This window comes from Pseudidiomarina marina, from assembly GCF_003987045.1.
GTDB lineage: Bacteria > Pseudomonadota > Gammaproteobacteria > Enterobacterales > Alteromonadaceae > Pseudidiomarina > Pseudidiomarina marina.
Genome location: NZ_PIPZ01000002.1, coordinates 110,122 through 136,925, shown reverse-complemented (window position 1 = coordinate 136,925; position 26,804 = coordinate 110,122). Strand labels below are relative to the sequence as shown.

Genomic DNA, 26,804 nt, shown 5'->3' with positions numbered 1-26,804 from the left:
TGCCGGCCAGTATCGCGATGTTACCGCCGGGTAGCGCGCAGCGCTGTGAATGCCGGCCAGTATCGCGATGCTACTGCCGGGTAGCGCGCAGCGCTGTTAATGCCAAAACCCCGTGACTCACCTCACGGGGTTTTTTTGTGGGTAATTTTTGAATTTTCACCGTGGCTTTGCCACGACCCGGCGTAAAACGCCGGGCTACGAAATATTTTGCGACAAAAAATCTGCCGATTGCGTTACTTCGCATAGCATTTGTGTTGTGAACAAATGGCGCATAGCTTATGGTAGAAAGGTTATTGCAACAATCACTGACATCTCACGATAGCAACAACGGAGGCATTTATGGCCAACGAAGGATATCACGAGCCGTACGAGCTGTTGTCGGACGAAACCCGCGACATGCACCGTGCAATTATTTCATTAATGGAAGAATTAGAAGCAGTCGATTGGTATAACCAGCGTATTGACGTCTGCGAAGATGAAGAATTAAAGAAAATTTTAATTCACAATCGTGACGAAGAAAAAGAACACGCAGCCATGACCCTCGAATGGATCCGGCGCCGTGACAAAGTGTTTGATGAAGAGTTAAAAGAATACCTATTCACTGAAGAAGTGATTGGTCATTAAGAAAACGGGGAACCTATGAACAAAGTAAGTACCATTGCGCTGAGCGTTGCGCTCGCGTTAGGTGTAGCTGCGTGCTCACCGCAACAATCAACTGAACAACAAAACCAGCAGGCCAAGCAAGAGCAACCGCAGCAACAGCTGACGTCAGGCTTGGTACTTGAAAACTTTGATACCGATGTGCGTCCACAAGACGACCTGTTCATGTTTGTGAATGGTACGTGGCATGAGAATACTGAAATGCCAGCGGATAAGTCGCGTATCGGTTCGTTTTTAGATTTGGCTGAATTAAACCAAGAACGCTTGCGCAAAATTATTGAAGAAGCCTCAGAAAGCAATGCCGAAGCGGGCAGCAATGCTCAGAAAATTGGCGACTTCTTCAATAGCTTCATGGATGTTGAAAAACTCAATAGCCTTGGTTACACGCCAATTGCAGCTGACTTACAAGCAACCGCAGACGTTTCAACGCATGCGGATGTTGTCACGCGCATGGCTGAGTTAACTAAGCTTGGCGTGAGCTCACCGTTTGGATTCTATGTTTATCCTGACGCTAAAAACCCGAACGTTAACGCTATTTATATGTCGCAGTCTGGTATTGGTTTACCCGATCGTGAGTACTATCTGAGTGACGACGAAAAGTACGTTGAGATTCGTGCGAAATACCAAGAATACATCAGCGATATTCTAGGTCTTGTTGATTATGCCGAGGCAGCCGAAGCCGCCGATGCAATTCTAGCCCTCGAAACGAAAATTGCCGAAGCGCATTGGACACGTATTGAGAGCCGCAACGCCGACAAAACATACAACAAAATGACCAAAGCTGATTTAGCGAAGGCCATGGATAGTTTTGATTTCGACAGCTACGCAGCACTGACAGGCGTTGACGTTGCCGAAGAAATTATTATTCGTCAGCCAAGCTATTTCGAAGCATTTGGCGACATGTTTGACGATGTTAACGTTGAAACGTGGAAACACTACATGACGTTGAAAACCGTTGAACGTTACGCAACGGCATTGACTGAAGAAATCAATGATCGCCGTTTTGCGTTCTACGGCACCGTGCTGAACGGTACCCCAGAACAAGAGCCGCGTTGGAAGCGTGGCGTGCGTGCAACAGATGGCGCTTTGGGCGAAGTTTTAGGTCAGCTTTTCGTGGCTGAATACTTCCCACCAGCAGCCAAAGCACGCATGGAAGAATTGGTTGATAATTTAATTGTTGCTTACGGCGAATCAATCAAAGATCTCGAGTGGATGTCTGACGAAACCAAAGAAAAAGCACTCGAAAAACTAAGCAAGTTTACTCCGTTCATTGGCTACCCGAGCGAATGGCGTGATTACTCCGATTTAGTCGTGGCAGCTGACGATTTGGTTGGTAACTACAAGCGTTCATATGCGTTTGATTATCAAGAAGAAGTGAGCAAAATTGGTCAGCCAGTGAAAGATGAAGACTGGGGTATGACACCACAAACCGTGAACGCATACTACAGCCCAGTGCGGAATGAAATTGTATTTCCAGCGGGTATTTTGCAGCCGCCATTCTTTGATATGGAAGCTGAAGACGCTGTGAACTACGGTGGTATCGGCGCTGTAATCGGACACGAATTAGGCCATGGTTTTGATGACCAAGGGTCAAAATACGACGGCGACGGTAACCTGAGCAGCTGGTGGACTGATGCTGACCGTGCTGCGTTTGATGAGCGTGGTAATAAGCTTGCTGCGCAAACCGACAAGTATGAAGTTATTCCAGATGCTTTCTTGCAGGGCAAATTAACCCTGGGTGAAAACATTGGTGACTTAGCTGGTTTAACTATCGCTTATCGTGCCTATCAAAATTCATTGAATGGCCAAGAAGCGCCAGTCATGGACGGGTACACTGGTGAGCAGCGTGTGTTCTTAGGTTGGGCGCAAGTATGGCGCACTAAGATGCGTGATGAATTCGTTCGCAACCAAGTGGTTCGTGGGCCGCATTCTACTGCAGACTATCGTGTCAACGGTACCGTAGTAAACATTCCAGCGTTCTACGAAGCCTTTGATGTGAAGCCAGGCGACAAGCTTTACTTGCCGCCGGAAGAGCGCGTTACTATCTGGTAATAGAATTTGGTAATAAAAGCTGGTAACAGCTCTTAGCAATCTAATTAAACCCACTTCTGGCATTTCACCCAGAAGTGGGTTTATACTATCTACCATGCAAACATTGATGAAACTGATGATTATCGTAAGCCTATTGCTAGCGCCGTTCGCGGGGCAAGCCGGAGAGGTCATGTCGGTACCATCAGAACAATCAATGTCTCACCACGCACAATCGCACGACATGACGGATATGCATGCCAATCATGATTGCTGTGATACCGAACCGGCGCAAGCAACAGCTAATGTTCACTTTGAGTGTGACAATAGCTGTGGCGACTGCCAACACCATTGTAGTTCTTCTGCTAGTGGTCTCATTGCCACCATGCAGGTAGAACCCAACATGACTATCTATGAACAGTGGCCAAATCTGCAAGCGGTGCCATTGTCGCGTCAAGAAGGCCAGTTGCGCCCCCCAATGTCTGCCTAATTAAAACTGTTCTAACGCAAGCAACGTAGCTTGCGCGTTTTAATTTTAACTTTGGCAGGTCTTTTTATGACAATTTTACGTTTGCTTACCGCGTTACTATGTTTGGTTTTTGTTGTGCCACAAGGGCATACACAAGAGTTCGAACTACAACATAATCACAGCGATCAAGCTGAACCAACTGAAAAGCGCACAGAGTATGTGTGCCCAATGCATAGTCATATTGTGAGTGACGAGCCAGGCTCGTGCCCAATTTGTGGCATGGATCTAGAACCGCGTCAGCGCCAAGAGGAAAAAACGGTACAAGTCAGCGGCTCGATGCAGCAAAACTTAGCTATCCGTACCACAACCGTGCAATACGACACACTGTGGCGTTACTATCCAACCATAGCGCAAGTGGCGTGGAACGATAATGCGCGTCATCATGTGCATGCCCGTGCCGCTGGGTGGATCGAAGAATTGTATGTACGAAGCGAAGGCTCATCGGTGAAACAAGGCGATCGACTCTATGATATTTATAGTCGTGACTTAGTTGTTGCGCAGCAAGACTTATTGCAGGCGCTTGCCAATGGCACCAGTAACGCGCGGCTAATTCGAGACGCCAAGCTTCGTCTTGAGTTGCTTGGCTTTGCACCTCAGTTAATCAAAGAAATTGAGAAAACCCGTGAAATTATGTACCGGGTACCCGTTTATGCACCGCAAGCTGGGGTGGTTACTGAATTGAACGTGGTCGATGGCATGTATGTTGAACCCGGTCTATCCATGCTGACCTTAACAGGCGACGAGAGTTTTTGGCTGATAGCCGATGTTCCTGAGCGATACAGTGATTGGCTGAGCGTCGGCGCACCGGTTGATGTGACCCTGCCACAAGCTAACTTAGACGGTTATGAAACCGAAATTGAATACATCTATCCGTCGCTCGACGCACAAGCTCGCACCCAACGTGTACGTATTAAATTACCAAACAGCCGAGTCGGCAGTAATTTATTGGTAGGAATGCAAGCACAAGTAGAACTTTATGGTGGGCCTAAGCGCGATGCGTTAACTGTGCCGCTGAGCAGTTTAATTGTGACGGGCTCAAACAATCGCGTCATCGTAAAAACCAACGACAATACCTTTGAGCAACGTGACGTGCACGTTGGTCTCGTCATTGGTGAGCAAGCAGAAATCTTGCATGGACTCGAAGAAGGCGAACAAGTGGTTGTTTCAGGCCAGTTTTTACTTGATTCAGAGGCAACGTTGTTAAATAGCCGAGCTACCGGCGAACAGGAGGCAACTGATGCTCACGCACATCATTAATGCCTCACTTCGCAACCGCGTATTAGTTATCATTGCGGCAGTGCTCGCTGCTTGGTTCGGTTGGCGTGCAATGACCACGACACCGCTAGATGCGATTCCTGATCTCTCGGATGTTCAAGTGATTGTTAAAACCAGTTATCCGGGCCAAGCCCCTCAATTGGTAGAAGAACAAGTAACGTGGCCGTTGGCTAACGTGATGCTCGCAGTGCCGGGCGCTTCAGAAGTGCGTGGATATTCGTTTTTCGGTGATTCCTACTTATATATTTTGTTTGAAGACGGCACCGATATTTACTGGGCGCGTAGCCGTGTACTCGAATATTTGAGCCAAGCACAAGAGCAGTTACCAACAGGCGTGACGCCAGAGTTAGGGCCAGATGCCAGCGGCGTGGGTTGGGTATTTCAGTATGTCCTTACCGACCGCACCGGCAAGCATGATCTTGGGCAATTGACCAGTTTACAAAATTGGTTCTTAAAGCAAGAGCTTCAAAGCGTGAGTGGCGTATCAGAAATCGCCACAGTAGGTGGCATGGTGCAGGCTTATCAGGTGGTCATTGAACCACAGCGCCTGCAAACCTATGGCTTAACCATCAGCGATGTTCGACAGACTATTCAGACAGCCAATCAAGAAGTCGGTGGCGGCATTGTGGAAATGGCTGAAGCTGAGTTTATGGTGCGCGGCACCGGCTATATTCAGTCATTGGAAGATTTGCGGCAGTTGCCGTTGAATGTGCGTAGCGCTGCCGGCAATGCAGTTACTCTTGATGACGTGGCGACCGTGCGTCGTGGACCACTGAGCCGCCGTGGTATCGCGGAATTTAATGGTGAAGGTGAAGTGGTTGGCGGTATTGTCGTGATGCGTCATGGCGAGAACGCGCTAGCCACCATTGAACGTGTACGCGATAAGCTGAAAACCCTGCAGCAGGGGCTTCCTGAAGGCGTTGAAATCACACCTGTGTACGATCGCTCACAGCTTATTGAGCGGGCGGTGGATAACTTAACTAATAAACTGATTGAAGAAATGGCATTTGTCGCATTAGTCACCGTGCTGTTTCTATTGCACATGCGCTCAGCGTTGGTTGCCATCATTACCTTGCCTTTGGCTGTATTGATTAGTTTTGTGGTGATGCGCTGGCTCGGTATCAACGCCAACATTATGAGTTTAGGTGGAATTGCTATTGCTATTGGCGCGTTAGTGGACGCGGCGATTGTTATGGTGGAGAACGCTCACAAGCATCTAGAACGTTACCGCGAACAACACGGCGACGAACCGCGAGGTGCTGAGCATTGGCAGGTGATGGCAAAAGCAACAGCAGAAGTGGGGCCAGCGCTATTCCTATCACTGCTGATTATTACCTTGAGTTTTGTACCTGTCTTCGCGTTAGAGCAGCAAGAAGGGCGTTTATTCGCACCGCTTGCTTACACTAAAACGTTCGCGATGGCGGCTGCCGCATTGTTGTCCATTACGCTTGTTCCGGTTCTGATGGGTTACTTCGTCCGCGGTAAAATAATTAGTGAGCAGCGCAACCCGCTTACTCGTATCATGGTTGCAATGTACCGACCGTTATTGAACGTGGTATTGAACTGGCCGCGCGTTACAATCGTCCTTGCAGTTCTTGCTGCAGTAAGTGCTTACTACCCTTACAGTAAGCTTGGCAGCGAGTTTATGCCGACCATGCAAGAAGGCGATTTGCTCTATATGCCAACCACGATGCCGGGCATCAGCCCTGCGGCTGTGGGCAAGCTACTGCAACAAACCGACCGACTCATTAAGCAAGTTCCTGAGGTGGATACCGTGTTTGGTAAAACCGGTCGTGCTGAAACAGCAACCGATCCGGCACCTTTAACGATGCTCGAAACCACTATTCAATTGAAGCCACAAAGCGAATGGCGTGAAGGGATTACGATTCACGATATTATTGCAGAACTTGATGCGACGGTGCGCGTTCCGGGTATCACTAATGCGTGGGTACAACCGATCAAAACACGCATTGATATGCTTTCAACTGGATTGAAAACGCCGCTCGGGTTAAAAATTGCAGGGCCTGAGTTAAGTGAAATTCAGCGAATTGGTGCGGATCTGGAACAGCGTCTGCAAAATGTCGAGGGGATTAAATCCGTTTTCGCTGAGCGTCCAGCAAGTGGTCGCTACATTGAAATTCGTCCTGATCTTGCGCGTGCGGCGCGTTACGGTTTAAGTCAGGCTGACATTCAAACGGCAATTCAATTTGGCATTGGTGGGGCAACCATTGCTGAAACTGTTGAAGGCACCGAGCGTTATCCAATCACACTGCGTTATCCACGTGCTGAGCGAGATCATGTCGAACGCCTGAAAGCTTTGCCATTGGTAAGTACAGATGGGGCTTGGGTTACACTTGAGCAAGTTGCAACGGTTGAGGTGACCGAGGGACCGGCCATGATTCGCAGTGAAAATGCGCGCCCGACCGGCTGGATTTTTGTTGATGTAGCAGATGGCGTTGCCGTCGGTGACGTTTTAGCCGCGGCGCAACCAATTGTCAGTGAGTACCAACTGCCGCCACGTTATAGCGTGAGTTGGTCCGGGCAGTATGAATCGATAGAGCGCGTGCAGGCTAAGCTTAAAGAGGTGGTGCCAGTCACTCTCGCGGTTATTCTAATTTTGCTGTACTTAACCTTCCGCTCATTCAAACAAGCGGTGTTGATTATGGCGACGTTACCACTGGCGTTGGCGGGTAGCCTCTGGTTTATTTGGCTGCTTGGTTACAACTTATCGATTGCTGTCGTTGTCGGGATGATTGCGTTGGCTGGTGTAGCCGCCGAATTCGGCGTGGTGATGCTGTTGTATCTGAACAATGCATGGCATGATAGTAATTCGCGATCCGAACAAGGCTTACACGATGCCATTATAGAAGGGGCGGTACAACGAGTGCGGCCGAAGGCCATGACAGTGATCACTATCATCGCCGGCTTGTTGCCGATTATGCTAACTCACGGTACCGGTAGCGAAGTGATGCAGCGCATCGCCGCACCGATGATCGGTGGCATGGTCGCAGCACCGTTATTGAGCCTATTTGTTATACCAGCCGTCTATTGGCTCTACCACCGTTATACGTTAGCTCGCGCCGAGCATAAACAGACGTAGCTGTTGCTCGTCGCGCATCACGTGCACAATGACAACCCGCTGTTGCTCGCATTTATAAAAAATGCGGCACGGCGGGATCACTAATTCACGATAAACCGAGCTCTGTAGTTCGGGTGGAATTCGACCGCGTTGCGGGAGTTGCTCTAACTGTCGACAGCTTGAGAGTTTCTTTTCTATGAGTGCGGCAGCTGCAGACGGGTTATCTAAAGCAATGTAGCTAGCGATGGCATGTGTATCGGCAAGTGCGGACTGTGTCCAAATCACTTCAGCCATTGTTTAAGTTCATTCTCCGCCTCGTCTTGGGTTAACGTTCGTCCCTCAAGTATATCGAGTTCACCGCGAGCCAACCCTTCGAGAAGTCTTAAACGGCGTTGCGAAAATTCGTAATCTTGCACATCCACCAGATAAGCCGAAGGTTGTCCATGCTCAGTGATCAACACGGGTTCCTTGGTTTCATGTAATTCGGCAAGAATTTTGGTGGCTTGGCGTTTCAAGTTAGTAACCAGTTCAACTTTCACAACACACTCTCATTAGTCGTCATAAAGTATCACTATAGTATCACTTTATTTAAAGTGCCATCCACGAATAACGAATAACCAATAACGTTTAAAGCAGAACCTGCCACCCTTGCGGTGGCTGAATCTCCCGAAGTTGCTTATGCACCGCATCAGCCACATCGGGTTTCAAGTGGTTAATCCACACGCGGCGGGGCTGCTCTTGCAGCCCTTCCAATAACTGCAAGCACAACTGCGGCGTGAGATGACAGGATTGTTGGGCAATGGCCTCGAGCTCATTCGGAAATGAACATTCTAAAATGATGTCATCAAGCGGACCTAAGGCGTTGATATTCTCAATTACGCTTTCGGCATACCCCGTATCGGCCACAAACGCCGTGGTTTGATTCTCTTTGCGAATCGCAAAACCGAAAGTGGGCACCGTGTGATAAGTGCGAAATGATTCTATACACACATCATCAATACAAATTTGTTCGCCGGCGTTAATCTCTTGTAGGCGTAACAGCGGCTTATCTTTTGATGGTAGTTCGCGCATATCCGGCCATACCACCCAATTAAAAACATGTTCGCGAATCGCTTCTAACGTGTCATGAGAACCATACACAGTAACGGGGGCGCCAGCGTCGGCAACGTTAAATAAGTTACCCAGTAGCATGGGTAAGCAACAGATGTGGTCACTATGGCTATGGCTCAGAAAAATATGACGCACCTGTTGCATTTGTTTTAGCAGTAACTGCGTGACGCCCGTACCGGCGTCAATCAAAATCGATTCATTAACCTGCAAGCAAGTACTGCCAGTGAGGCCGCCTAAGCCACCACTGGCACCTAACACATTTATGTTCATTTAACGCGCATCACCAAAGCATACATAACAGGAACCACCACCAAGGTTAACAAGGTGGCGAAGCCGAGGCCGAACATTATAACTACCGCCATGCTGACAAAAAAGTCGTCAAACAACAACGGAATCATACCAACTATCGTCGTTGCTGCGGTCATCGTAACCGGCCGCACACGACTGACTGAAGCATCAACCAAGGCTTGTAGCGCTTCTTTGCCGGAGTGTAATTCGACGCGAACTTGCTCGAGTAATACCACCCCGTTCTTAATCAACATACCCGACAAACTCAAGAAGCCCAGTAGTGCCATAAAGCCGAACGGTTGATTGGTCAGAACAAGACCTAAGGTGACGCCAATAACGCTTAATGGCACGGTGGTCCATAACACGCCGGCCTGCCGAATCGAACTAAACAGCAGCACGGTAATAATAAACATCACTAAAAATGCCAGCGGTAGCGCTTGGAAGATAGCGCCGGTGGCTTTATTTGAGGCTTCAAATTCGCCTCCCCAAGTCAGCTCATAACCGGCCGGTAATTCTATTGCTTCAATAGCAGGGCGAATGCGCGCAAGAACCATGGCCGGGGTTTCTTCGCCGAAAATGTCATGGTCGGCCATTACGGTCACCGTCCGCTTGCGGTCGCGCCGGATAATCAAATTATCTTCAGCTAATAGCGTTACATCACGCACCACCTGACCTAATGGAACATGTTGCTCTAGGGCTGAGCTATACACTTGCAGTTCTTGCCAATTATCTATGTCACTGCGCTCGTTCGCTGGTGCTCGCACAACAATTGGTAATAGTTCAGTACCATCGCGATAAACCCCGACCGTTTGACCTGTAAAGTTTCGTTTCAGTACATCATCGACATCAGCTTTGGTGATGCCGAGGCGACGCGCTGCAGCCTCATTAAAATCAGTTTCCAAAACTTTGGTACGCTGGCGCCAATTATCTCTTAGGTTACGAATACCCGAATCTTGTGCCATCACTTCTCGTGCCTGAGCCGCAAGTTGACGTAGCACAATTGGCTCTGGACCACTAAAACGCGCCTCAATCTTGGCAGTCTGTGTCGGTCCCATTTCAAGCGGCTTCATTTTATATTCAACATCGGGCTGTTCAGAGCGTAAATAATCTGCAAAGTCGCGAAGTATATGCTCGAGCTGCTCGGTGTTTTCAGCTCGCAAAATAAGCTGCGCATAACTCTCATAAGATTTCTCCACCATATAAGTCAGCGTAAAACGGGGAGCTCCCTGACCAATAGTTGCCGCCGAAAAGACTAACCCTTCGTTCTCAGCTCGTTCGTTTAAGTAATGCTCAAGCTGTTTAACTTGCTGCGCGGTGGCTCGAATATCCGTGCCTTGCGGGTACCACAAATCAATGAACGCCATGGGCGTGGTGCTAGGTGGGAAGAACGATTGCTTGGTGGTTGTGAAGCCGTACCCTGCAACAACAAGTAACAGTAACATCACCGCGATGGTCGTTTTGCGCCAAGCCAAGAACCGGTGCAACATGACACGATAACCGCGAAATACCCAGTGATTATAAACGTGGTCGTCATCTTCTGGCTGCTCGCGAGCCGAGCGTGCACGCGCATCTTTGCGGAATAAAATATTGCCCAAGAATGGGGTCAATGTAATGGCGGTGAACCAACTCAGTAGTAGCGAAATAAACAACACCCAAAACAGTGAGTTGGCATACTCACCGCTGGCATCACGGGAAAGCCCAATGGGCGCAAAGGCAATAACTGCTATGGCTGTAGCGCCGAGCAACGGCCAAATATTTTGTTGAACAACGTCGCTGGCTGCCTGAATGCGCGACAAACCACGGCGAACACCAACCAACATACCTTCGGCAATCACAATCGCGTTGTCCACCAACATTCCCAACGCAATAATTAGGGCGCCGAGTGAAACCCGCTGCAGTTGAATATCCATTAAATACATAAAGATGAAGCTACCGAGTACCGTGATCAGTAGCACCCCACCAATCAGCACACCAGAGCGCAGACCCATGGTTAACAGTAGCGCAATAACGACAATCACAACGGCTTCAGCGAGATTGATCAGGAAGTTGTTGACCGAGTTATCAACTTCCGACGGTTGGTCATAAATTTTATCAACCTGCATACCAACCGGCTGCGCAAAGCGAAGCTCTTCAAGCTTCGCCATCACTCGCGCGCCAACCTCTACCACGTTCACCTCTTCAGCAAATGACAGCGCAAGCCACAACGAGTCACGTCCGTTATAGCGCACTAAATGGGTTGGAATTTCTTGATAATCCCGAGTTACCGTCGCCACGTCACGCAACAAAATGCGTTCCTCGGCACCAGGATTACTAATCATCAAGTTCGCCAGTTCATCCACACTGTCAAACTCGCCACTGGTTTGTAGCCGAATTCGCTCTTGACCAACTTGCACGCGGCCGGCGTCACTCACAGCATTTTGGGTTTGCAGTAAATTCACCAGTTGTTGCGGTGGGATGCCAAAATTCGCCAGTTTTTCGCGCGACACTTCAACAATCACCTGCTCGTTCTGCTTGCCTGCCACCATGACCTTGCCAACACCTTTCACTAGCACCAGTTCACGGCGCAAATAGTCGGTGTAGTCAGCAATATCTTGATAACTATAACCGTCACCGCTAATGGCAAAGGTCATTCCGTATACATCGGCAAAGTCATCTTTTACCATCGGCTCGCCACTACCTGGCGGCAATGTTTTGCGCGAATCATTCACCTTGCGACGCAATTCATCCCACACCTGCGGCATTTGATGTTTGCGCAGCGTACTGTGCATTTCAATCATGATTTGGCTTAAGCCCGGCTGCGATACCGAGGTAATATGGTCAACGTAGCTCAGCTCTTGAATGGCATTTTCAAGCCGATAGGTGACTTCTTCTTCTACCTGCTGCGCAGTGGCGCCTGGGTACTGAGTAATTACCACTGCTTGTTTTAAGGTAAACTCAGGATCTTCTAATCGCCCAATATTTTGCAGAGCAACCAAACCACCGAGAAACAGAATTAGCAACAGCATCCAACTGGTGGTGCTGCGCTTCATACTGAAGCGAGCAATATTTATCACAGACCACGCTCCTTCACCCAAGGCCGCACGCGTTGGTTGTCAGAAATGGCATGCACGCCCGCAATAACAATCTGCTCACCGGGCACCAGCCCTTCAATGATTTCAGCACCGCGATTTGTCAGCGCACGTAGTTTCACCTCACGCTGACTAACACGTTGACTTTCGGCATCGTAAACCCAAACAAAATGGCCTTGTTCAGGAGCCTGAGTGCTTGGCGAGAACAACGCCGAGGCGGGAACAATCAGTGCGGCATCGCGTTGCTGAGAAACCGCCTGCGCGTCAACCGCAACCATTGCCGACATACCTGGCAAAACGTTTAAGTTCTCTGGCGTTGGTAGGGTAAACACCACCTTGTAGGTGTTGGTGGCAGGATCCGCGGTGGTATCCCACTCTTTCAGCGTTGCTTTAAACTGTTGCTCGGGCGCTGCCGCGAAAATCACATCGGGTTGATAGTTTGTATTGCGTTGAACGCGGGCGAACAGTCCCTCAGGGACGCGAATACTGACATCAATTGCATTGTTCACCTGCAATGTTGCTATCGCTCGTTGCGGTTGCACCGTTTCATAGCGTTCCACGAAGACATGCGCTATCGTGCCAGCGAATGGCGCCCGTAACTCGGTGTATCGCACGTTCGCTCGCGCCGTCTCAAGGTTTGCCCGTGCAACCTCTAAATTCGATTTCACTTCATCAAACTGTTGCGGTGAAATAACGCCTTGCTCCACCAAGTTCTCAGTACGGCGAAATTGGGCCTGCGCCAACTCAAACCGCGCCTGTGCTTGATCCAACACCAGTTGGTAATCGGTGGGGTCGAGCTTGGCAATTAAATCACCTTGCTTCACCTCGTTACCGGCTTTGACCGGAAACTCAGTAATTTCACCACCAACTCGAAACGCCAATTGCGCCACCTGCGCAGCCTCAACCACCGCAGGAAATTGCCGTAAACGTTGGTCATCAGAAAAATTCACCGTATATAGTTTCACCGGCTGCACAATTTCCTCACGTACTGCAGTTTCAGCGGCATCACTGCAGCCAACGAGGTTGGCAACTAAGGCGGCAAGGCCGGTCAGTAGTAAAGCCTGAATACGCATAAACTCTCCTTGGTGACACGTTGCTCGTTATTCGTTACTCGTTATTCGTTATTGGTTATTCGTTGGACTGGCTCGCTCGATAAATTAAATACGAATTAGCTCACTTCTGCGTGTGCTATTTTTTGTGTTTCGTGTTGTTGCTTTTTTGAATAACGACTAACGAATAACCAATAACGATTAACGCATTGTAGCCATTCTCATATTAATTTATATTGAATTAATCTTGACTACATATTCAGATAAACTTAATAAGATTGCCTCTTATGAAAATACAGCAGCTACAAATGCTCAATGCACTAAGTGAAACCGGTACCTTGCAAGGGGCTGCTGAGCAATTGCACCGAACGCAAGCCGCTGTCAGTATGGCACTTAAAAAGCTTGAGGACGAGGCGGGATTTCCGCTGTTTGACCGAGACGGTTATCGATTGAAGCTAACCGCTTTTGGTGAGCAGTTTTTGCGCCAGGCGAGAGAAGTTCTGAGGCAACAGCAGCGCCTGCAAAGTTTAACGCAACAATTGCGCGAAGGTGCCGAACCGCTACTGCGCATAACATATGATCACACTTGCGCTCCGGCGAGCTTATTTAAAGCGATGCGAGCCGTGCAGGAGCGTTATCCGGCCACTGACTTATTGCTAAACGGCGAAGCTCAGTTACGGTCGTTACGCGCTGTGCGCGAAGGTGAAGCCGATTTGGCGCTTACCCCGTGGCTACCGGTGTTTCGTCAACATGGTGATTTTGAAACTAAACTGGTGCGGCCTTTTGAGCTTTTAGTCGCAATGTCGCCCAGCCTAGCGGCTAAACATGGTTTGCCCAAACAACGCCGAGATTTACTCGATATTCCGATGCTCATGCCACAGAACCAAGACGTTGGCATTAACCTCGATAGAATGATTCGTATGCCGGGTCAACAACGAATACGCGTAAACGACTCAATTGCACAGCGAGAGCTTCTGGTTGCCGGAATGGGGTGGGGCATTGTGCCTGGCGATATTATTGTCGATGAACTGGCGCGTGGTGATCTGGTCCGCATCGACATTCCTGACTTCATCAATCAAGTTCACTTAGAGGTGCATTTGGTGCGCTCAGCCGAGCGAATAGCTGGTCCCGCCGCACAAATCATTTGGGATTACTTCTGAAGAGCGTTGTTCGTTATTCGTTATTCGTTATTCGAAAAAGCTAAACACGAAACACAAAGACTAGCGCACAGAAAAACGAGCAAACTTGAATCAGAGCTATCGAGCGAGCCAAATTCACGAGTAACCAATAACGATTAACGAAAAACGAATAACGAAGTTAAACGAGTTTCTTCCAGATTAAACGCGGCTTTGGATCTGGAATATAAATAGCGTAACCGAACTGTGCTCGAAGCTCCGTACCGCTGTTTTGCAAACTCAATAGAGATTCGCTTTTAATATCACTTACGGTTTCGTTGCGAATGTCATTTCGTGCAACGTCAACACTATGATCCCAGCTTCCGACAGCGCGTTCGGCGGAATAAACAAAGCGATATATTTGCATATCAGCGGGCTCAACCGATTCAGATGACTCAGCCGCAACTGGCGCTGCAGAAGTTAGTGCTGCAGCTAAAAAAAGACCTTTGAAAATGGATGTTTTCATGACGAATCCCCCCACAGAGATGTCATGTATTAAGATAGTAGAAAACTGTGAAAGGTTTATGTCAGAAGTGTAAATAATCGTTACTGGTTATTCGTTGTTCGTGCGCTGCGCTGTTCGTCCGTTCGGCTATGCCTCACTGTTCGATGTTTTACTACGAACAGCGCGAAGCGCGGACGAACAGTGAACGTAGTGAACGCACGAATAACGAATAACGAACAACGAATAACGCTTTTGCTCTCCATTCACAGCTTTTATCGCAAAGATTGATGCATATATCCTCTTATGAATTTAATTCAGCCACAAAACCTCGTATAATTCCGCGCACTTTTAAACCGCAACAGCAAAAGGGGTACCCAGTGCTGCAAGAATATCGTAAGCATGTCGAAGAGCGGGCCGCAGAAGGCATTCCGCCAAAACCACTGACAGCAGAGCAAGTTGCTGATTTAGTAGAATTATTGAAGAACCCACCAGCCGGTGAAGAAGATTTCTTGGTTGAGCTCATTTCTGAGCGCGTTCCTCCTGGCGTTGACGAAGCGGCCTACGTCAAAGCTGGCTTCTTGTCAGCCATCGTAAAAGGCGAAGCGAACAGCCCAGTGATCAGCAAAGATGCTGCGGTATCATTGCTTGGTAATATGCATGGCGGTTATAACATCGTCACGTTAGTAGAGCTGTTAGATGACGCAGAATTAGGCGAGCTAGCTGCGGCAGAATTGAAGCACACGTTATTGATGTTTGATGCCTTCCATGATGTGGAAGAGAAAATGAAAAACGGCAATGCGTTGGCGAAAGAAGTCATTGAATCATGGGCTGATGCCGAGTGGTTCACCAGCCGTGACGAAATGCCAGAAGCCATTAAAGCGACCGTATTTAAAGTAACTGGCGAAACCAATACCGATGATTTGTCACCAGCTCCAGATGCATGGTCGCGTCCAGATATTCCTCTGCACGCCAAAGCCATGTACAAAATGCCTCGCGAAGGCGTGACTGATGCCGCCAAACAAATTGAAGAGCTGAAGCAAAAAGGTCACCCGGTAGCGTTCGTTGGCGACGTTGTTGGTACCGGTTCATCACGTAAATCAGCGACAAACTCAGTACTTTGGTTTATCGGCGAAGACATGCCAGGCACACCAAACAAGCGTGCTGGCGGTATCTGCATTGGTGGCAAAGTTGCACCAATTTTCTTCAACACCATGAAAGACGCAGGTGCGTTGGTGTTTGAAGCTGACGTTGAAAAAATGAACATGGGTGATGTGATTACCATTTACCCATATGCCGGCAAAATCGAAAACGAAGCAGGCGAAGTTATTGCTGAGTACGACTATGCATCACGCGTGATTCTTGATGAAGTTCGTGCTGGCGGTCGTATTAACCTGATCATCGGTCGCGGTTTGACTGAAAAAGCACGCGAATCTTTAGGTATGGGTCCATCTGATCTGTTCTTGAAGCCTGAGCAACCAGCAGATACTGGCAAAGGTTATACCTTAGCGCAGAAGATGGTTGGTAAAGCTTGTGGTATGGAAGGCGTGCGTCCTGGTACCTATTGCGAACCGAAAATGACAACGGTCGGTTCACAAGATACTACCGGCCCTATGACCCGTGACGAATTGAAAGACTTGGCATGTTTAGGCTTTACTGCTGATTTGACCATGCAGTCATTCTGTCACACTGCCGCTTATCCGAAGCCAGTGGATATTGAAACCCAGCATACCTTACCTGACTTCATCATGAATCGTGGTGGTGTTAGCTTGCGTCCAGGCGACGGTATCATTCACAGCTGGTTGAACCGTATGTTGTTGCCAGACACCGTTGGCACTGGTGGTGACTCACACACCCGTTTCCCATTAGGTATTTCATTCCCGGCGGGTTCAGGCTTGGTTGCATTCGCGGCGGCCACCGGTGTCATGCCGTTAGATATGCCAGAATCAGTATTGGTGCGTTTCAAAGGTGAAATGCAGCCAGGTATTACCTTACGTGACTTGGTACACGCAATTCCTGCGTTCGCGATCAAAGAAGGTTTATTGACCGTTGAGAAACGCGGTAAAAAGAACATCTTCTCGGGCCGCATCCTAGAGATTGAAGGCTTAGATCACTTAACGGTTGAGCAAGCATTCGAATTATCAGACGCCTCAGCAGAGCGTTCAGCAGCAGGTTGTACCATCAACTTGTCAGAAGAGTCAGTTGCTGAGTACTTGCGTTCGAACATCACTATGTTGCGTTGGATGATCAACGAGGGCTACGGTGATTCACGTACCCTTGAGCGTCGCGCACGTAAAATGGAAGAATGGTTAGCGAATCCGCAATTAATGCGCGCCGATGCTGACGCTGAGTACACTGCGGTCATCGAAATCGATTTGGCGGATATTAAAGAGCCAATCGTATGTTGCCCGAACGACCCGGACGACGCGAAATTCTTGAGCGAAGTTGCTGGCGACAAAGTTGACGAAGTATTCATCGGTTCATGTATGACCAACATTGGTCACTTCCGCGCGGCAGGTAAACTGCTTGAGAAGAACACTCAAGAGTTGAATACGCGCTTGTGGATTGCTCCGCCAACTAAAATGGACGAAGCGCAGTTACGTGAAGAAGGTTACTACAACATCTACGCGAACAACGGTGTACGCACTGAAATGCCAGGTTGTTCACTGTGTATGGGTAACCAAGCACGTGTTGAGCCAGGCGCAACTGTGTTGTCAACTTCAACGCGTAACTTCCCGAACCGCTTAGGTGACGGTGCCAACGTGTACTTAACTTCAGCTGAATTAGCTGCGGTGGGCGCTATCTTAGGTAAATTGCCAACGCCTGCTGAGTACATGGAATACGCACAAGACATTAACGCCATGGCTGGCGAAGTTTACAAGTACTTGAACTTCGATCAGATGGATGCTTTCCGCGAGGCAGAAGCCGCCGCCAAAGCCAACATCATCCCAACCATTAACGTAGCGTAGCCCGGCGTTTCACGCCGGGTGGCGCGAAGCGCCGTTAATATTCGGGCTTCCGCGTTAGCCGAGGCTTCCGCGTTGGCCGGGGCTTCCACGGTGTCGCCGTTATAGTTGTCAAAAGGAGCTCTCCCCGAGCTCCTTTTTTTTCTCAAAAATTTCAACCCCTTAAACAAAAGTTATAAATTTCTCTTGCCATAACTCAATCTTTGCATAATCTTAACGTTAGCTGTTTGCTCAGCGATCAGATGTAAAACAACAACAATAATTTCAGCTCACGGAGAGCTCCAATGAATAACATCAAACTCGCCCTCGTGGCATGTACCGCCCTATTTTTAAGCGCTTGCGCGATGGGCCCTCAACTCGCTCAGCCTTACCAATTAACCGCACCGCCAGCCATTCAAGATAACAGTGGCGAATACATGAGCCCTTATACCTCTGACGGCGTTTTAGCCGAGTGGGTCAACAACGCCCGCAACGCAGAAATGGGTGCTGCAATTGGTGGTATGGCAGGCGCTTATGCAGGCCAGAAACTTGCCGAAAACATTCCGTTCATTGGTGGTTGGATTGGTCAAGAAATCGGTAACTCTGTCGGTCGTGAAATTGCATTAGAAATGGCTGGTGGCGAAGAAGTCATTCGTGGCACTTCCGATATTTCATTCAATAGTCTCTATGAACTGTCTGTATGGATGTACGTGACGCACTCAGCGCATCCGCATTATCAAGATGCTCTCGAGTCAGCAATGTCAATCTATCCAGAGATGAAAACCGTGTATACCCAAGCGCTTTATCAAGCGTCAGCACAAGCCGGTTTTTAATCACATCCTAGTCATCTAGAAAAAGGCATTTGTTATGAAATATTTTGTCATGACAGCGGCGTTGGCAAGCACGATGGTGCTTGCTGGCTGCTCTAGCACAACCATCGATAATAGCGCTGGCCGCGCAACTGTATATGAAGACGCACGCTCACCTGGCAAAGTTCAGGGCGTTGGTGTTGAATCGCAAGACATCATGGCCGTCACCGACCAAATGATGCGCGACATGCTCAGTAATCCTCAGCTTGTCAGCCGCGAAGTCGCACCGCGAATCATTATTGATAGCCAGTACTTTACCAACGAAAGCTCATCACGTATCAATAAAAACATGCTTACTGACCGCTTGCGCATCAACTTAAACCGAGCCTCAAATGGCCGTTTAGTTTTCGTCGGTCGCGAGTATGCCGATATGGTTGAGAAAGAGCGTGAACTGAAGCGCATGGGCGTTGTTGACGGTGGCACTATTCGTACCACTCAAGCTACAGCTGGCGCTGATTTCCGTTTAGTGGGTCGCATCATGTCGCTTGATGCCATGGACACACGTAGCCAAGAACGTTCTCGGTATCATCAAATCACCTTTGAATTAGTTGACCTTGAACTCGGAACCTATGTCTGGAGTGGCATGTATGAATTCCAAAAATCTGCACAAGACGACGTTATCTATCGCTAGTGCAGCGTTGATCATTGCGTTAGCGGGGTGCACGAGCACCGGGCCGGCGCAATACCAGCCATTAGCACTGAACGCGCAAGAGCAAGATGCGGTTGCTGATAAACCGGCTTACTTACAACCGCTTTATCGTAAGCTATTTGAGGAAGGGAAGCGCAACGAAGTTTTAAATCGCATGGAGATTGGCACCGCAGCTTTTTATCGTGGCGATATAGATTTAGCGCGAGAAAACTTCGATGCGGCGTTGGAAACCATTGAAACGGTTTATGCCGATAACGAAGCGGCAACGCAAGCCCGTAGTATGTGGCACGAAGAAGGGCGCAAGGATTTTAAAGGCGAACCTTATGAACGTGCGATGGCGTATTACTACCGCGGTGTGATTTATCTTATTGATGGTGAATACGATAACGCGCGAGCCAGTTTTGTTAGTGGTTTAATGCAAGATGCGTTTGCTGAAGAAGAACAAAACCGGAGTGACTTTGCGGTGATGATGCTTTTGGCGGGCTGGTCTGCACAAAAAATGGGTAGCCCAGTATTAGCTGAAGAAGCCTATGATGAACTTCGCGCTTTGCGTCCTGATTTCCCAATTCCAGCTGCCGAAGACAATGTTCTTATCCTCGCTGAAACCGGCTTCTCACCACGCAAGTTAGCGGATGGCATGGGCCATTACGAACTGGTTTTCCGCCCCGGCAAAAACTTTACTGAAAAGCATGTGATGTTGAATACCGGTGCTGACCAATTTGAACTAGCTCCTGTTGAGAGCGTTTATTGGCAGGCGACGTCACGAGGTGGCCGGCCTGTGGATGCCATTATTGAAGGCAAAGCAGCTTTCGCTAACACGACCGCTGATTTGGGTCGAGATTTAGCACAACTTGGCGTAACAGCACGCGTGTTTTCACCTGCACTTGGTGGTAGCAGTGGCCAAGTTGGCAATACCTTAGCACTGATTGGTGTGGCCAGTATGGCATTATCAGCGAATGTAAAGCCGCGAGCAGATACCCGTTATTGGTCGCGTTTACCTGATACCGTGCATACCTCAACCATGCGCGCGAACGTGGCAGACGTGTCGCAGTGGCAGGCCTCCTATACAGATATTGATGGCAATCCAGTTAACTTGAAGTCGGGTGTGTTTCGACACTACCAAGATCCGCAAGGAAACCATGTGATTTGGCATAGTTCACGGGCTCGATAAGAACAATAAGGAACCCAAACATGAAACGTACGTTAGTTATGGCAAGCGCGGTTGCTGCTGGTTTAGCGTTAACTCTAGCTGGGTGCGGAAGCACACAAAATGGCTACAGTGGCTCACATCCGGTGCAACGCACAACCACCAATGAATTGAATACAATTGTGTTTATTGATCACAATCTCAATCGCACCGATATCACCAAGACGCTCACCGGTGAAAAAGTCCGTGACACCGTCAAAGTGACGCTCGATCGCAGCGGTATGAGTAATACCGCAACAGGTCAGCTTGAAGTTTGGACGATGATTCGGAACCGCACCGATTATGATCTTCAAATTGAAGGTAAAGCGCTGTTTTTTGATGCGAATCAAACACCATTAATGGACGAATCAATGTGGCGTAGGGTTTATGTTCCAGCGAACGGAACAGCGATTTACAAAGAAACCTCATTGAACGATCGGGCCGAGTATTTCTTGGTTGAGCTACGAGAAGGTCGATAATATGAAAGCCGTGCATGTTTTTACACTCTGTGCGGCTGCCACCTTGTTGGGTAGCAGCCTTGCTCATGGGCAAGATACACCTGCTCAACCGATGCTGAACGACAGTTATTTTGATCGTGCCCGCACTGCCGAACAGCAGCAAGTGAGCCTTATCACCGTTGATCAGACTACATTCAAAGCGGCCTACGAAAAAGCTGGGCGTCCGAAACTCGTCATGTTGGTTGGTGAACCATTTAGTGACATGGTTTCAGACTGGCATATGCAACGTCGGGTAAGTGTGAATGCCCAAGCAACCGGAACCGAAGGAACTTTTGTGCCTGAATCGCAGAGCGTTCAAGTGGGCGTCGAACAACGTAATTACGATAGTCCTCGTCGCTCGGGCATGCTCACTGGCGCCCAATGGGACGAGTATCAACGTGGTTATCAAAGTACGCTCATGCAGTACGGAGTGCGCTTGGTAAATCGCGCGGTCGCCATGCGATTATTAGATTCTGAAATTCGTGCCGAATCGAAACGGAACCCACAAGATGATAACCAACGCCTCGAGATGGATATGTTGCGCAAGCACACCAATCTATTATTAGAGGTGATGCCGTATCGCGAGAACAAGCTTAATTTTGAGCCAATTGGATATCAAATCACCATGACCTCTTTGGAAGATGCCACATTATTAGCAGATGATCGTGTTGCCATTCCCCAGGGGTTAATGGAATATCGCGCAGGTGCAGGCGGCTACAACCTCCAACGTCCACGGCAAGTGGCAGGTGTAACGGCGCAGCCTGGCGGCTATGAGGTGATTGAGGAAGAGCTCGAATTGTGGGCAGAACAAGGTGAACTTGCTGCTCAAGCAACAATACAAATGCTTTACGACCGCTATTTGTAGCGCTACGCTCAAGGGCACAGACAATGTCGAGGAGTACCTGTGCTTTGAGTGCACCCAAATGGATTCTTATACTCTTCTGTGGAATACTTTCCGCTTGTAGCTCGTCTTCTAAGGCACCGTCGCTGACACTCAGTGACGGTGTTTATTGGTCGAGTCATTACCAGAGTTATCTTGTTGTTGATGATCCTGTTGTCACGCATTATCAATGGACGCCCAATAATTGTTGGGCAGCCAACGCAGGGCTGCTTCCTCGCGTGTTCTCAAGTGCCCAAAACCCTGGGCAACACACATGGGTTGGCGCAGGTGAACGCACGTTGGTGTTGCAACGGCTATCGGACGGTTTACCGGTAATTTTCACACGTGAGCCATTTTTACCAAGTCACTGCTTACAATCCCCGAAGCAGTCAGCTGCGCAAGTCATTACAACGTTGTCCGAAGTATTATCACAATTTCAGCACGGTCTCTCTCAATCAGCTATGGTGCGCTGGCGCTATGAAGCCGAGTTACTCGACAAGGCAGAGCAACTTGAGTCGCTGGATAAAAAGCTCGCTTTATTTCAGCTGGTGAGCGAAGTTCTAGAAGATAGTGGTGATGAGCATGCGTTTGTTCTTGCTAATGATATTCAACGATACCAACGAGTCAGTGATTTTGAAGTGGGCGAATCTCAGCGTAAACGCTCTCGGCAAAATTTATTAAGTGAGTTGCGGCAAAGTCGCCTTAGCCACGGATGTAATGAAGCATTGTGGTGGGGGTTGTTAAGCACCGGAGAGTATTACTTGGGTGTGCAGCGTCTGCATTTATACAGTGAGGATGCGGCCTACAGTGAAGCGGGGCAACGCTGTTTACAACGTGCACTGCGTACTATCGAGAGCGACTTAAAGCTTACCGCGCAGTCAACCGGAGAAAAACCTAAGCTACTGATTGATTTGCGATTTAATGAAGGTGGCAGCTTATTATTGGCGAGCCAGCTAGCGAATAGCTTAGTGAGTCGTGATGAGCCTTTAACCACCATTCGAGGGCAAGCAGTTTATGAACAACGGCCGCCGTATTTGGAGGCATTGCATCAGCGTGGCACGGTGTTAGTGACTGAAGTGACAGCCAGTGCCGCAGAACACCTTGCACAGGCTCTGCGGCTAAGAGGCTTTTTATTGCGAGGACAAAATACCCGCGGTGCGTTTGCCCCGACCACAGTAAAAAGTTTACCCAATGGTTGGGTGGTTGGGTTGTCGATGTACGCGCCCGCCGAGGTGGTTGATGGGCGCGGTACAGAGCTACCCGAAGGTGTTGGGTTAACACCGGATGAAACACTCGCCGTCGAAATCTTGTTTCCGGCGAAGTAGCCCGGCGTTTCACGCCGGGTGGTGCGCAGCACCGTGATTGCTTGGGGGTACTTCAGTGTTGGCTCTCATGGAACCCCATATATTAACGGCGCTACGCGCCACCCGGCGTGGAACGCCGGGCTACGCCTTCATCAATCCAGTTGCGGATTTCTTGCTCGAGGATGTCGAGTGGAATGCTGCCATTACGCAGTACCACGTCATGGAACTCGCGAATGTCGAAGTCGGCGCCGAGTGCGGTTTCAGCTTCGGTGCGTAATTGACGGATGAGCATTTCGCCGAGTTTATACGACAGCGCTTGGCCAGGCCAAGTGATGTAACGGTCAATTTCAGTTTTCACATTATGCAAGCTCAGCGCTGTGTTGGAAGCCATAAAGTCCATTGCTTCTTCACGTGTCCAACCCATCGCGTGCATACCGGTATCGACCACCAAGCGCGCCGCGCGCCACATTTCGTAGCTCAAACGACCAAAATCGCTGTATGGGTCTTGATAGAAGCCCATCTCTTTACCCAGCCACTCTGAATACAAGCCCCAGCCTTCGCCGAATGCCGAGATATAGGTGTAGCGACGGTAGTCTGGTAAGTCATCCATTTCGCGCGCTAACGCGCCTTGTAAGTGATGTCCTGGCACCGCTTCGTGCAAGGTTAACGCTTCCAGTTGATACAGTGGGCGGCGATCTAACGCATAAGTATTCACCCAATAAAAACCAGCGCGATCACTACGATTACTGCCGGCATAGCGGCCAGTGGTGTACTTCGGTGCAATTTCCGCAGGCACTGGTGCCACACCGTATGGCTGGCGTGGTAACAGCTTAAAGAACTTCGGCAACTCGCCGTCGGCTTTCTTCGAAATATACGACGCTTCTTTGAGTAACTCTTCAGCGGTTTCTGGATAAAACTGTGGGTCAGTACGCAAGAAGTTCGTGAAATCTTCGAAACTTCCTTTATAACCAGTTTTCTCGATCACCACCGCCATTTCATTACGAATACGTTCAACTTCGGCGAGGCCGCGTTGGTGAATTTCTTCTGGTGTTAAATCTAACGTGGTGTAGTGCTTAATACGGTTTTGATAATACTCACTGCCATTAGGTAACTCGCTTGCACCAACGCTGTCGCGACTGTTCGGCAAGTACTCCATCACCATAAAATCAAAATAGTCTTGGTAAGCAGGAAGCACTAAACCATCAATGACATTGGCGGCCTGCTGTTGTAACTCCTGCCATTGCTCTGCGCTGACAAAAACCGGTTTGTTGGCCTGAAACGGTTGATAGAACAAGCTATCTTGTGGCGATTGTACAATGAATGCAGCAATACTCTCTTCAAACCCCTGCATGGCAGCTTTTGGCTGCGTGTAGCCTTCTTCCAGCGCAGCTTTTAACCAATCCGTTTGTTGCGACATATAACGTGGGATAGAACGTAAACGCTGTAAGTAGTTCTCATAGTCTTCAAAACTACGGAAACTTGCATTGCGCACCATAAACCCTAAATTGCTATGAAAGCCGCCTTCGGCATTCAGTGGCATATAGTGCTCATTGAAGGTATAGCCATCGATATCGTTCTGCAAACGATAGGTAAGCATGCGGTGATTGATTTGGTTCTGACGTGATAGCTCATTCACGTCCACCTGCTCAAGTTGTGCTAACCATACTTTCTGTTCATCAGCACGCTGCTTAATAGCTTCTGCTGACATATCTGGTAACTCATTGCTTTGCCACGGATTCTGCGCTTGTAGCTTGTCATAAATTCCATCGGCTAGCGCTTCATAGCGGCTATCTGCACTCTCAACCACTTGCTTCGTGCTTGTGTCAGGTTGTGTTTCCTGGGTTGCAGCGCAACCGCCAAGCAATAGCGTGAATGAAGTGGCTAGAACGGTGGCCTTAAAAAGTTGCTTTTTTCGTGACGCAGCTGTGAATTCTGAACGCATGATATCTCCGGCAGTTGGCTCAATGAGTTATAACGTTTTAATATGACATGAATTTGCTAGACTTTTGTATCAACTAGCATCAACAAACGTGTCAATTTATGGTAAAAATCAATAATCCATTTAAACCGATCTATGGCACAGCCAAACCTTTACCACAAGAGCATTGCGATTGATGCGGCAGTTTCGGCGAGGAAACGCTCTAAATAGTGGCCAATGAGGAATCTATGAACAACGCGCAGACGGGCATTTACGCAGAACCAAACTTACACGGCATCACACTTTTATTAAATGTGATGACCGACGATGCCGACTATATGCGCCGCAAATTAGCGCGAGTCCCGCAACTACTCGATGATCTTGACTTGCGCTTCTCAGAGTCCATGCTCAATGGTTTTATTGCAGTAGGCAGTGATTATTGGGATGTTTTATATCCCGATGTTCGGCCACTGCAATTAACCAGCTTTCCCGATTTAAGTGATGGTGATAGACACACGCCACGAGAGTCCGCCGACCTACTATTATGTATTCGCTCCGACCGCTTCGATGTTAACTTTCAAGCAGCTCGAACTTTAATGGAATGGCTCGGCCACGATGTTGAGTTGGTAGAGCAGAGCAATACATTTCGCTTTATGGATGGTCGTGATTTGCTTGGTTTTATTGATGCGCCTGACAATCCGCGTGGTATGCGTCGACGTGAAGTGGCGGTGGTTTCCGACGACGCCTTATTTAAAGGCGGTAGCTATGTGTTTACCCAAAAGTTCCGCTACGACTTGCGGCGCTGGGAGCAATTAAGTACTGAAATTCAAGAACATGTCATGGGCCGAAAGAAAGTGACGGGTGAACGTATCAGCGAGGCTGTACTGAGCATGGTTACCCACACCCAAAAAGCGCGCTTGCTCGATGCCAACGAGCAACCACTGGAACTATTACGTCAGAACATGCCGTGGGGCAATCTACGTGAACAAGGGCAATTGGCCATGTACTTTTCCGGCAAACCACAACATGTGGTGCAATGGCTCAAGAATCGTTACATTGCGGACGAGCAGGGGGAATATGATCCGTTGCTTGACTATATTGAAGCGACAGCGAATGCGGCCTATTTCGCCCCCTCAATCGAGTTTCTGAAAAGGTAGCCCGGCGTTCTACGCCGGGTAGCGCGCAGCGCTGTTAATGCTGAATTTAAAGTTGATATCGAAAGGGCGAGATTAACCTCGCTACGCTCGTCCCGGCGTGAAACGCCGGGCTACGGTTGCTGCTGCTCAAAGAGTTTTTTTACGTTCTGCAGGGTGAAGTCAATTTCCGACACCTTCAACGGCGCAATAAAAATCGTATCATCGCCAGCAATCGTGCCAAGCACTCCCTCTTTTTTGCCAACCGAATCAAGCAAGCGAGCAATGAGTTGCGCTGCGCCGGGGGTAGTGCGAATGATTACCATGACATCATTGTGCTGTATATCCAAAACAAGCTGAGTTAATGGCGCTCGGGTGCTTGGAATACCGAGTTCAGCGGGTAAACAGTACACCATTTCTTGGCGCGCGTTGCGCGTACGAACGGCACCGTACTTGCTCAATAGACGCGATACTTTTGATTGGCTAATGTTCGCAAAACCCTGTTCTTTCAAGGCATCGACAATCTCACCTTGAGAACCGTAGCGTTCTTCTTTTAGTAACGCCTTAAAGGCTTCGATCATGTCTTCGGTTTTTTTTGTTGGCATGATATTGCTCAATTATTTAGTCGAGATAACGGTCAAATTAATCGTTCATCATATACTTGCGCCTAATTTACGCAAGAGTAACGCAACTATTTCACAGTGCCTATACCAGCGTCTT

The 26,804-nt window shown here is 48.8% G+C and carries 22 protein-coding genes; 14 read left to right on the top strand and 8 right to left on the bottom strand.

Features of this window, described 5'->3' with window-relative positions:
• The first annotated feature begins 339 nt into the window (after window positions 1-339).
• The 5 genes from CWI76_RS06270 to CWI76_RS06250 all read left to right on the top strand — a co-directional run bounded on the left by CWI76_RS06270 (window position 340) and on the right by CWI76_RS06250 (window position 7,592).
• Window positions 340-624 (top strand): encapsulin-associated ferritin-like protein, encoded by a 285-nt coding sequence (locus tag CWI76_RS06270; protein ID WP_126759507.1) that lies wholly within the window; start codon window positions 340-342, stop codon window positions 622-624.
• Between the two features lie 15 nt (window positions 625-639).
• On the top strand, window positions 640-2,712 hold the full coding sequence (locus tag CWI76_RS06265) for a M13 family metallopeptidase (RefSeq protein WP_126759506.1): 2,073 nt from the start codon (window positions 640-642) through the stop codon (window positions 2,710-2,712).
• Window positions 2,713-2,818: 106 nt separating this feature from the next.
• On the top strand, window positions 2,819-3,178 hold the full coding sequence (locus CWI76_RS06260) for a hypothetical protein (protein WP_126759505.1): 360 nt from the start codon (window positions 2,819-2,821) through the stop codon (window positions 3,176-3,178).
• A 66-nt stretch (window positions 3,179-3,244) separates the two neighbouring features.
• Window positions 3,245-4,474, top strand: a complete 1,230-nt coding sequence (locus tag CWI76_RS06255) for an efflux RND transporter periplasmic adaptor subunit (RefSeq protein ID WP_126759504.1) — start codon at window positions 3,245-3,247, stop codon at window positions 4,472-4,474.
• A complete protein-coding gene (locus tag CWI76_RS06250; protein ID WP_126759503.1) occupies window positions 4,455-7,592 on the top strand; it encodes an efflux RND transporter permease subunit in 3,138 nt (1,045 codons plus the stop codon). The genes CWI76_RS06255 and CWI76_RS06250 overlap by 20 nt, the downstream gene beginning before the upstream one ends.
• On the opposite strand, the gene CWI76_RS06245 is transcribed toward CWI76_RS06250, so the two are convergent.
• From CWI76_RS06245 to CWI76_RS06225, 5 genes are all read right to left on the bottom strand, one after another.
• Window positions 7,563-7,865, bottom strand: a complete 303-nt coding sequence (locus CWI76_RS06245; protein ID WP_126759502.1) for a type II toxin-antitoxin system RelE/ParE family toxin — start codon at window positions 7,863-7,865, stop codon at window positions 7,563-7,565. The two genes, CWI76_RS06250 and CWI76_RS06245, sit on opposite strands and share 30 nt — an antisense overlap.
• Window positions 7,853-8,110: a type II toxin-antitoxin system Phd/YefM family antitoxin gene (locus CWI76_RS06240; RefSeq protein WP_126759501.1), complete on the bottom strand. Its 258-nt coding sequence runs from the start codon at window positions 8,108-8,110 to the stop codon at window positions 7,853-7,855. Before CWI76_RS06240 ends, CWI76_RS06245 begins: the two co-directional genes overlap by 13 nt.
• Window positions 8,111-8,198: 88 nt before the next feature.
• Complete coding sequence (locus CWI76_RS06235) at window positions 8,199-8,951, bottom strand: 3',5'-cyclic-nucleotide phosphodiesterase (RefSeq protein WP_126759500.1); 753 nt, start codon at window positions 8,949-8,951, stop codon at window positions 8,199-8,201.
• A complete protein-coding gene (locus tag CWI76_RS06230; RefSeq protein WP_126759911.1) occupies window positions 8,948-12,019 on the bottom strand; it encodes an efflux RND transporter permease subunit in 3,072 nt (1,023 codons plus the stop codon). The genes CWI76_RS06235 and CWI76_RS06230 overlap by 4 nt, the downstream gene beginning before the upstream one ends.
• Window positions 12,019-13,110 (bottom strand): efflux RND transporter periplasmic adaptor subunit, encoded by a 1,092-nt coding sequence (locus tag CWI76_RS06225; protein WP_126759499.1) that lies wholly within the window; start codon window positions 13,108-13,110, stop codon window positions 12,019-12,021. Before CWI76_RS06225 ends, CWI76_RS06230 begins: the two co-directional genes overlap by 1 nt.
• A gap of 263 nt (window positions 13,111-13,373) precedes the next feature.
• On the opposite strand from CWI76_RS06225, the gene CWI76_RS06220 reads away from it, so the two are divergent.
• Window positions 13,374-14,246: a LysR family transcriptional regulator gene (locus CWI76_RS06220; RefSeq protein ID WP_126759498.1), complete on the top strand. Its 873-nt coding sequence runs from the start codon at window positions 13,374-13,376 to the stop codon at window positions 14,244-14,246.
• A gap of 157 nt (window positions 14,247-14,403) precedes the next feature.
• Here the strand turns inward: CWI76_RS06220 and CWI76_RS06215 are convergent, their stop codons facing one another.
• Window positions 14,404-14,727: a hypothetical protein gene (locus CWI76_RS06215; protein ID WP_126759497.1), complete on the bottom strand. Its 324-nt coding sequence runs from the start codon at window positions 14,725-14,727 to the stop codon at window positions 14,404-14,406.
• A gap of 356 nt (window positions 14,728-15,083) precedes the next feature.
• Here CWI76_RS06215 and acnB point away from each other — a divergent pair, with 356 nt between their 5' ends.
• The 7 genes from acnB to CWI76_RS06180 all read left to right on the top strand — a co-directional run bounded on the left by acnB (window position 15,084) and on the right by CWI76_RS06180 (window position 23,054).
• Window positions 15,084-17,672, top strand: coding sequence for a bifunctional aconitate hydratase 2/2-methylisocitrate dehydratase (acnB, locus tag CWI76_RS06210; RefSeq protein WP_126759496.1), 2,589 nt, complete (start codon window positions 15,084-15,086; stop codon window positions 17,670-17,672).
• 281 nt (window positions 17,673-17,953) lie between these two features.
• The gene (locus CWI76_RS06205) at window positions 17,954-18,481 is read left to right on the top strand and encodes a hypothetical protein (protein WP_126759495.1); all 528 of its coding nucleotides are present in this window, start codon (window positions 17,954-17,956) and stop codon (window positions 18,479-18,481) included.
• A gap of 34 nt (window positions 18,482-18,515) precedes the next feature.
• Window positions 18,516-19,148, top strand: coding sequence for a penicillin-binding protein activator LpoB (locus CWI76_RS06200; protein ID WP_198678578.1), 633 nt, complete (start codon window positions 18,516-18,518; stop codon window positions 19,146-19,148).
• Complete coding sequence (locus CWI76_RS06195) at window positions 19,105-20,337, top strand: COG3014 family protein (protein WP_126759494.1); 1,233 nt, start codon at window positions 19,105-19,107, stop codon at window positions 20,335-20,337. The genes CWI76_RS06200 and CWI76_RS06195 overlap by 44 nt, the downstream gene beginning before the upstream one ends.
• Window positions 20,338-20,357: 20 nt before the next feature.
• Window positions 20,358-20,831 carry a putative periplasmic lipoprotein gene (locus CWI76_RS06190; protein ID WP_126759493.1) on the top strand — a complete coding sequence of 158 codons (474 nt, stop codon included), beginning with the start codon at window positions 20,358-20,360 and terminating at the stop codon, window positions 20,829-20,831.
• Window position 20,832: 1 nt separating this feature from the next.
• Complete coding sequence (locus CWI76_RS06185) at window positions 20,833-21,714, top strand: hypothetical protein (protein WP_126759492.1); 882 nt, start codon at window positions 20,833-20,835, stop codon at window positions 21,712-21,714.
• Window positions 21,715-21,758: 44 nt separating this feature from the next.
• Window positions 21,759-23,054: a S41 family peptidase gene (locus CWI76_RS06180; RefSeq protein WP_157980811.1), complete on the top strand. Its 1,296-nt coding sequence runs from the start codon at window positions 21,759-21,761 to the stop codon at window positions 23,052-23,054.
• Window positions 23,055-23,145: 91 nt separating this feature from the next.
• Here CWI76_RS06180 and CWI76_RS06175 read toward each other — a convergent pair whose 3' ends face one another.
• The gene (locus CWI76_RS06175) at window positions 23,146-24,975 is read right to left on the bottom strand and encodes a DUF885 domain-containing protein (protein ID WP_126759490.1); all 1,830 of its coding nucleotides are present in this window, start codon (window positions 24,973-24,975) and stop codon (window positions 23,146-23,148) included.
• A 224-nt stretch (window positions 24,976-25,199) separates the two neighbouring features.
• Between CWI76_RS06175 and CWI76_RS06170 the strand changes: the two genes are divergently transcribed.
• Complete coding sequence (locus tag CWI76_RS06170) at window positions 25,200-26,108, top strand: Dyp-type peroxidase (RefSeq protein WP_126759489.1); 909 nt, start codon at window positions 25,200-25,202, stop codon at window positions 26,106-26,108.
• A 110-nt stretch (window positions 26,109-26,218) separates the two neighbouring features.
• Here CWI76_RS06170 and argR read toward each other — a convergent pair whose 3' ends face one another.
• A complete protein-coding gene (argR, locus tag CWI76_RS06165; protein ID WP_126759488.1) occupies window positions 26,219-26,689 on the bottom strand; it encodes a transcriptional regulator ArgR in 471 nt (156 codons plus the stop codon).
• Between the last annotated feature and the right edge of the window lie 115 nt (window positions 26,690-26,804).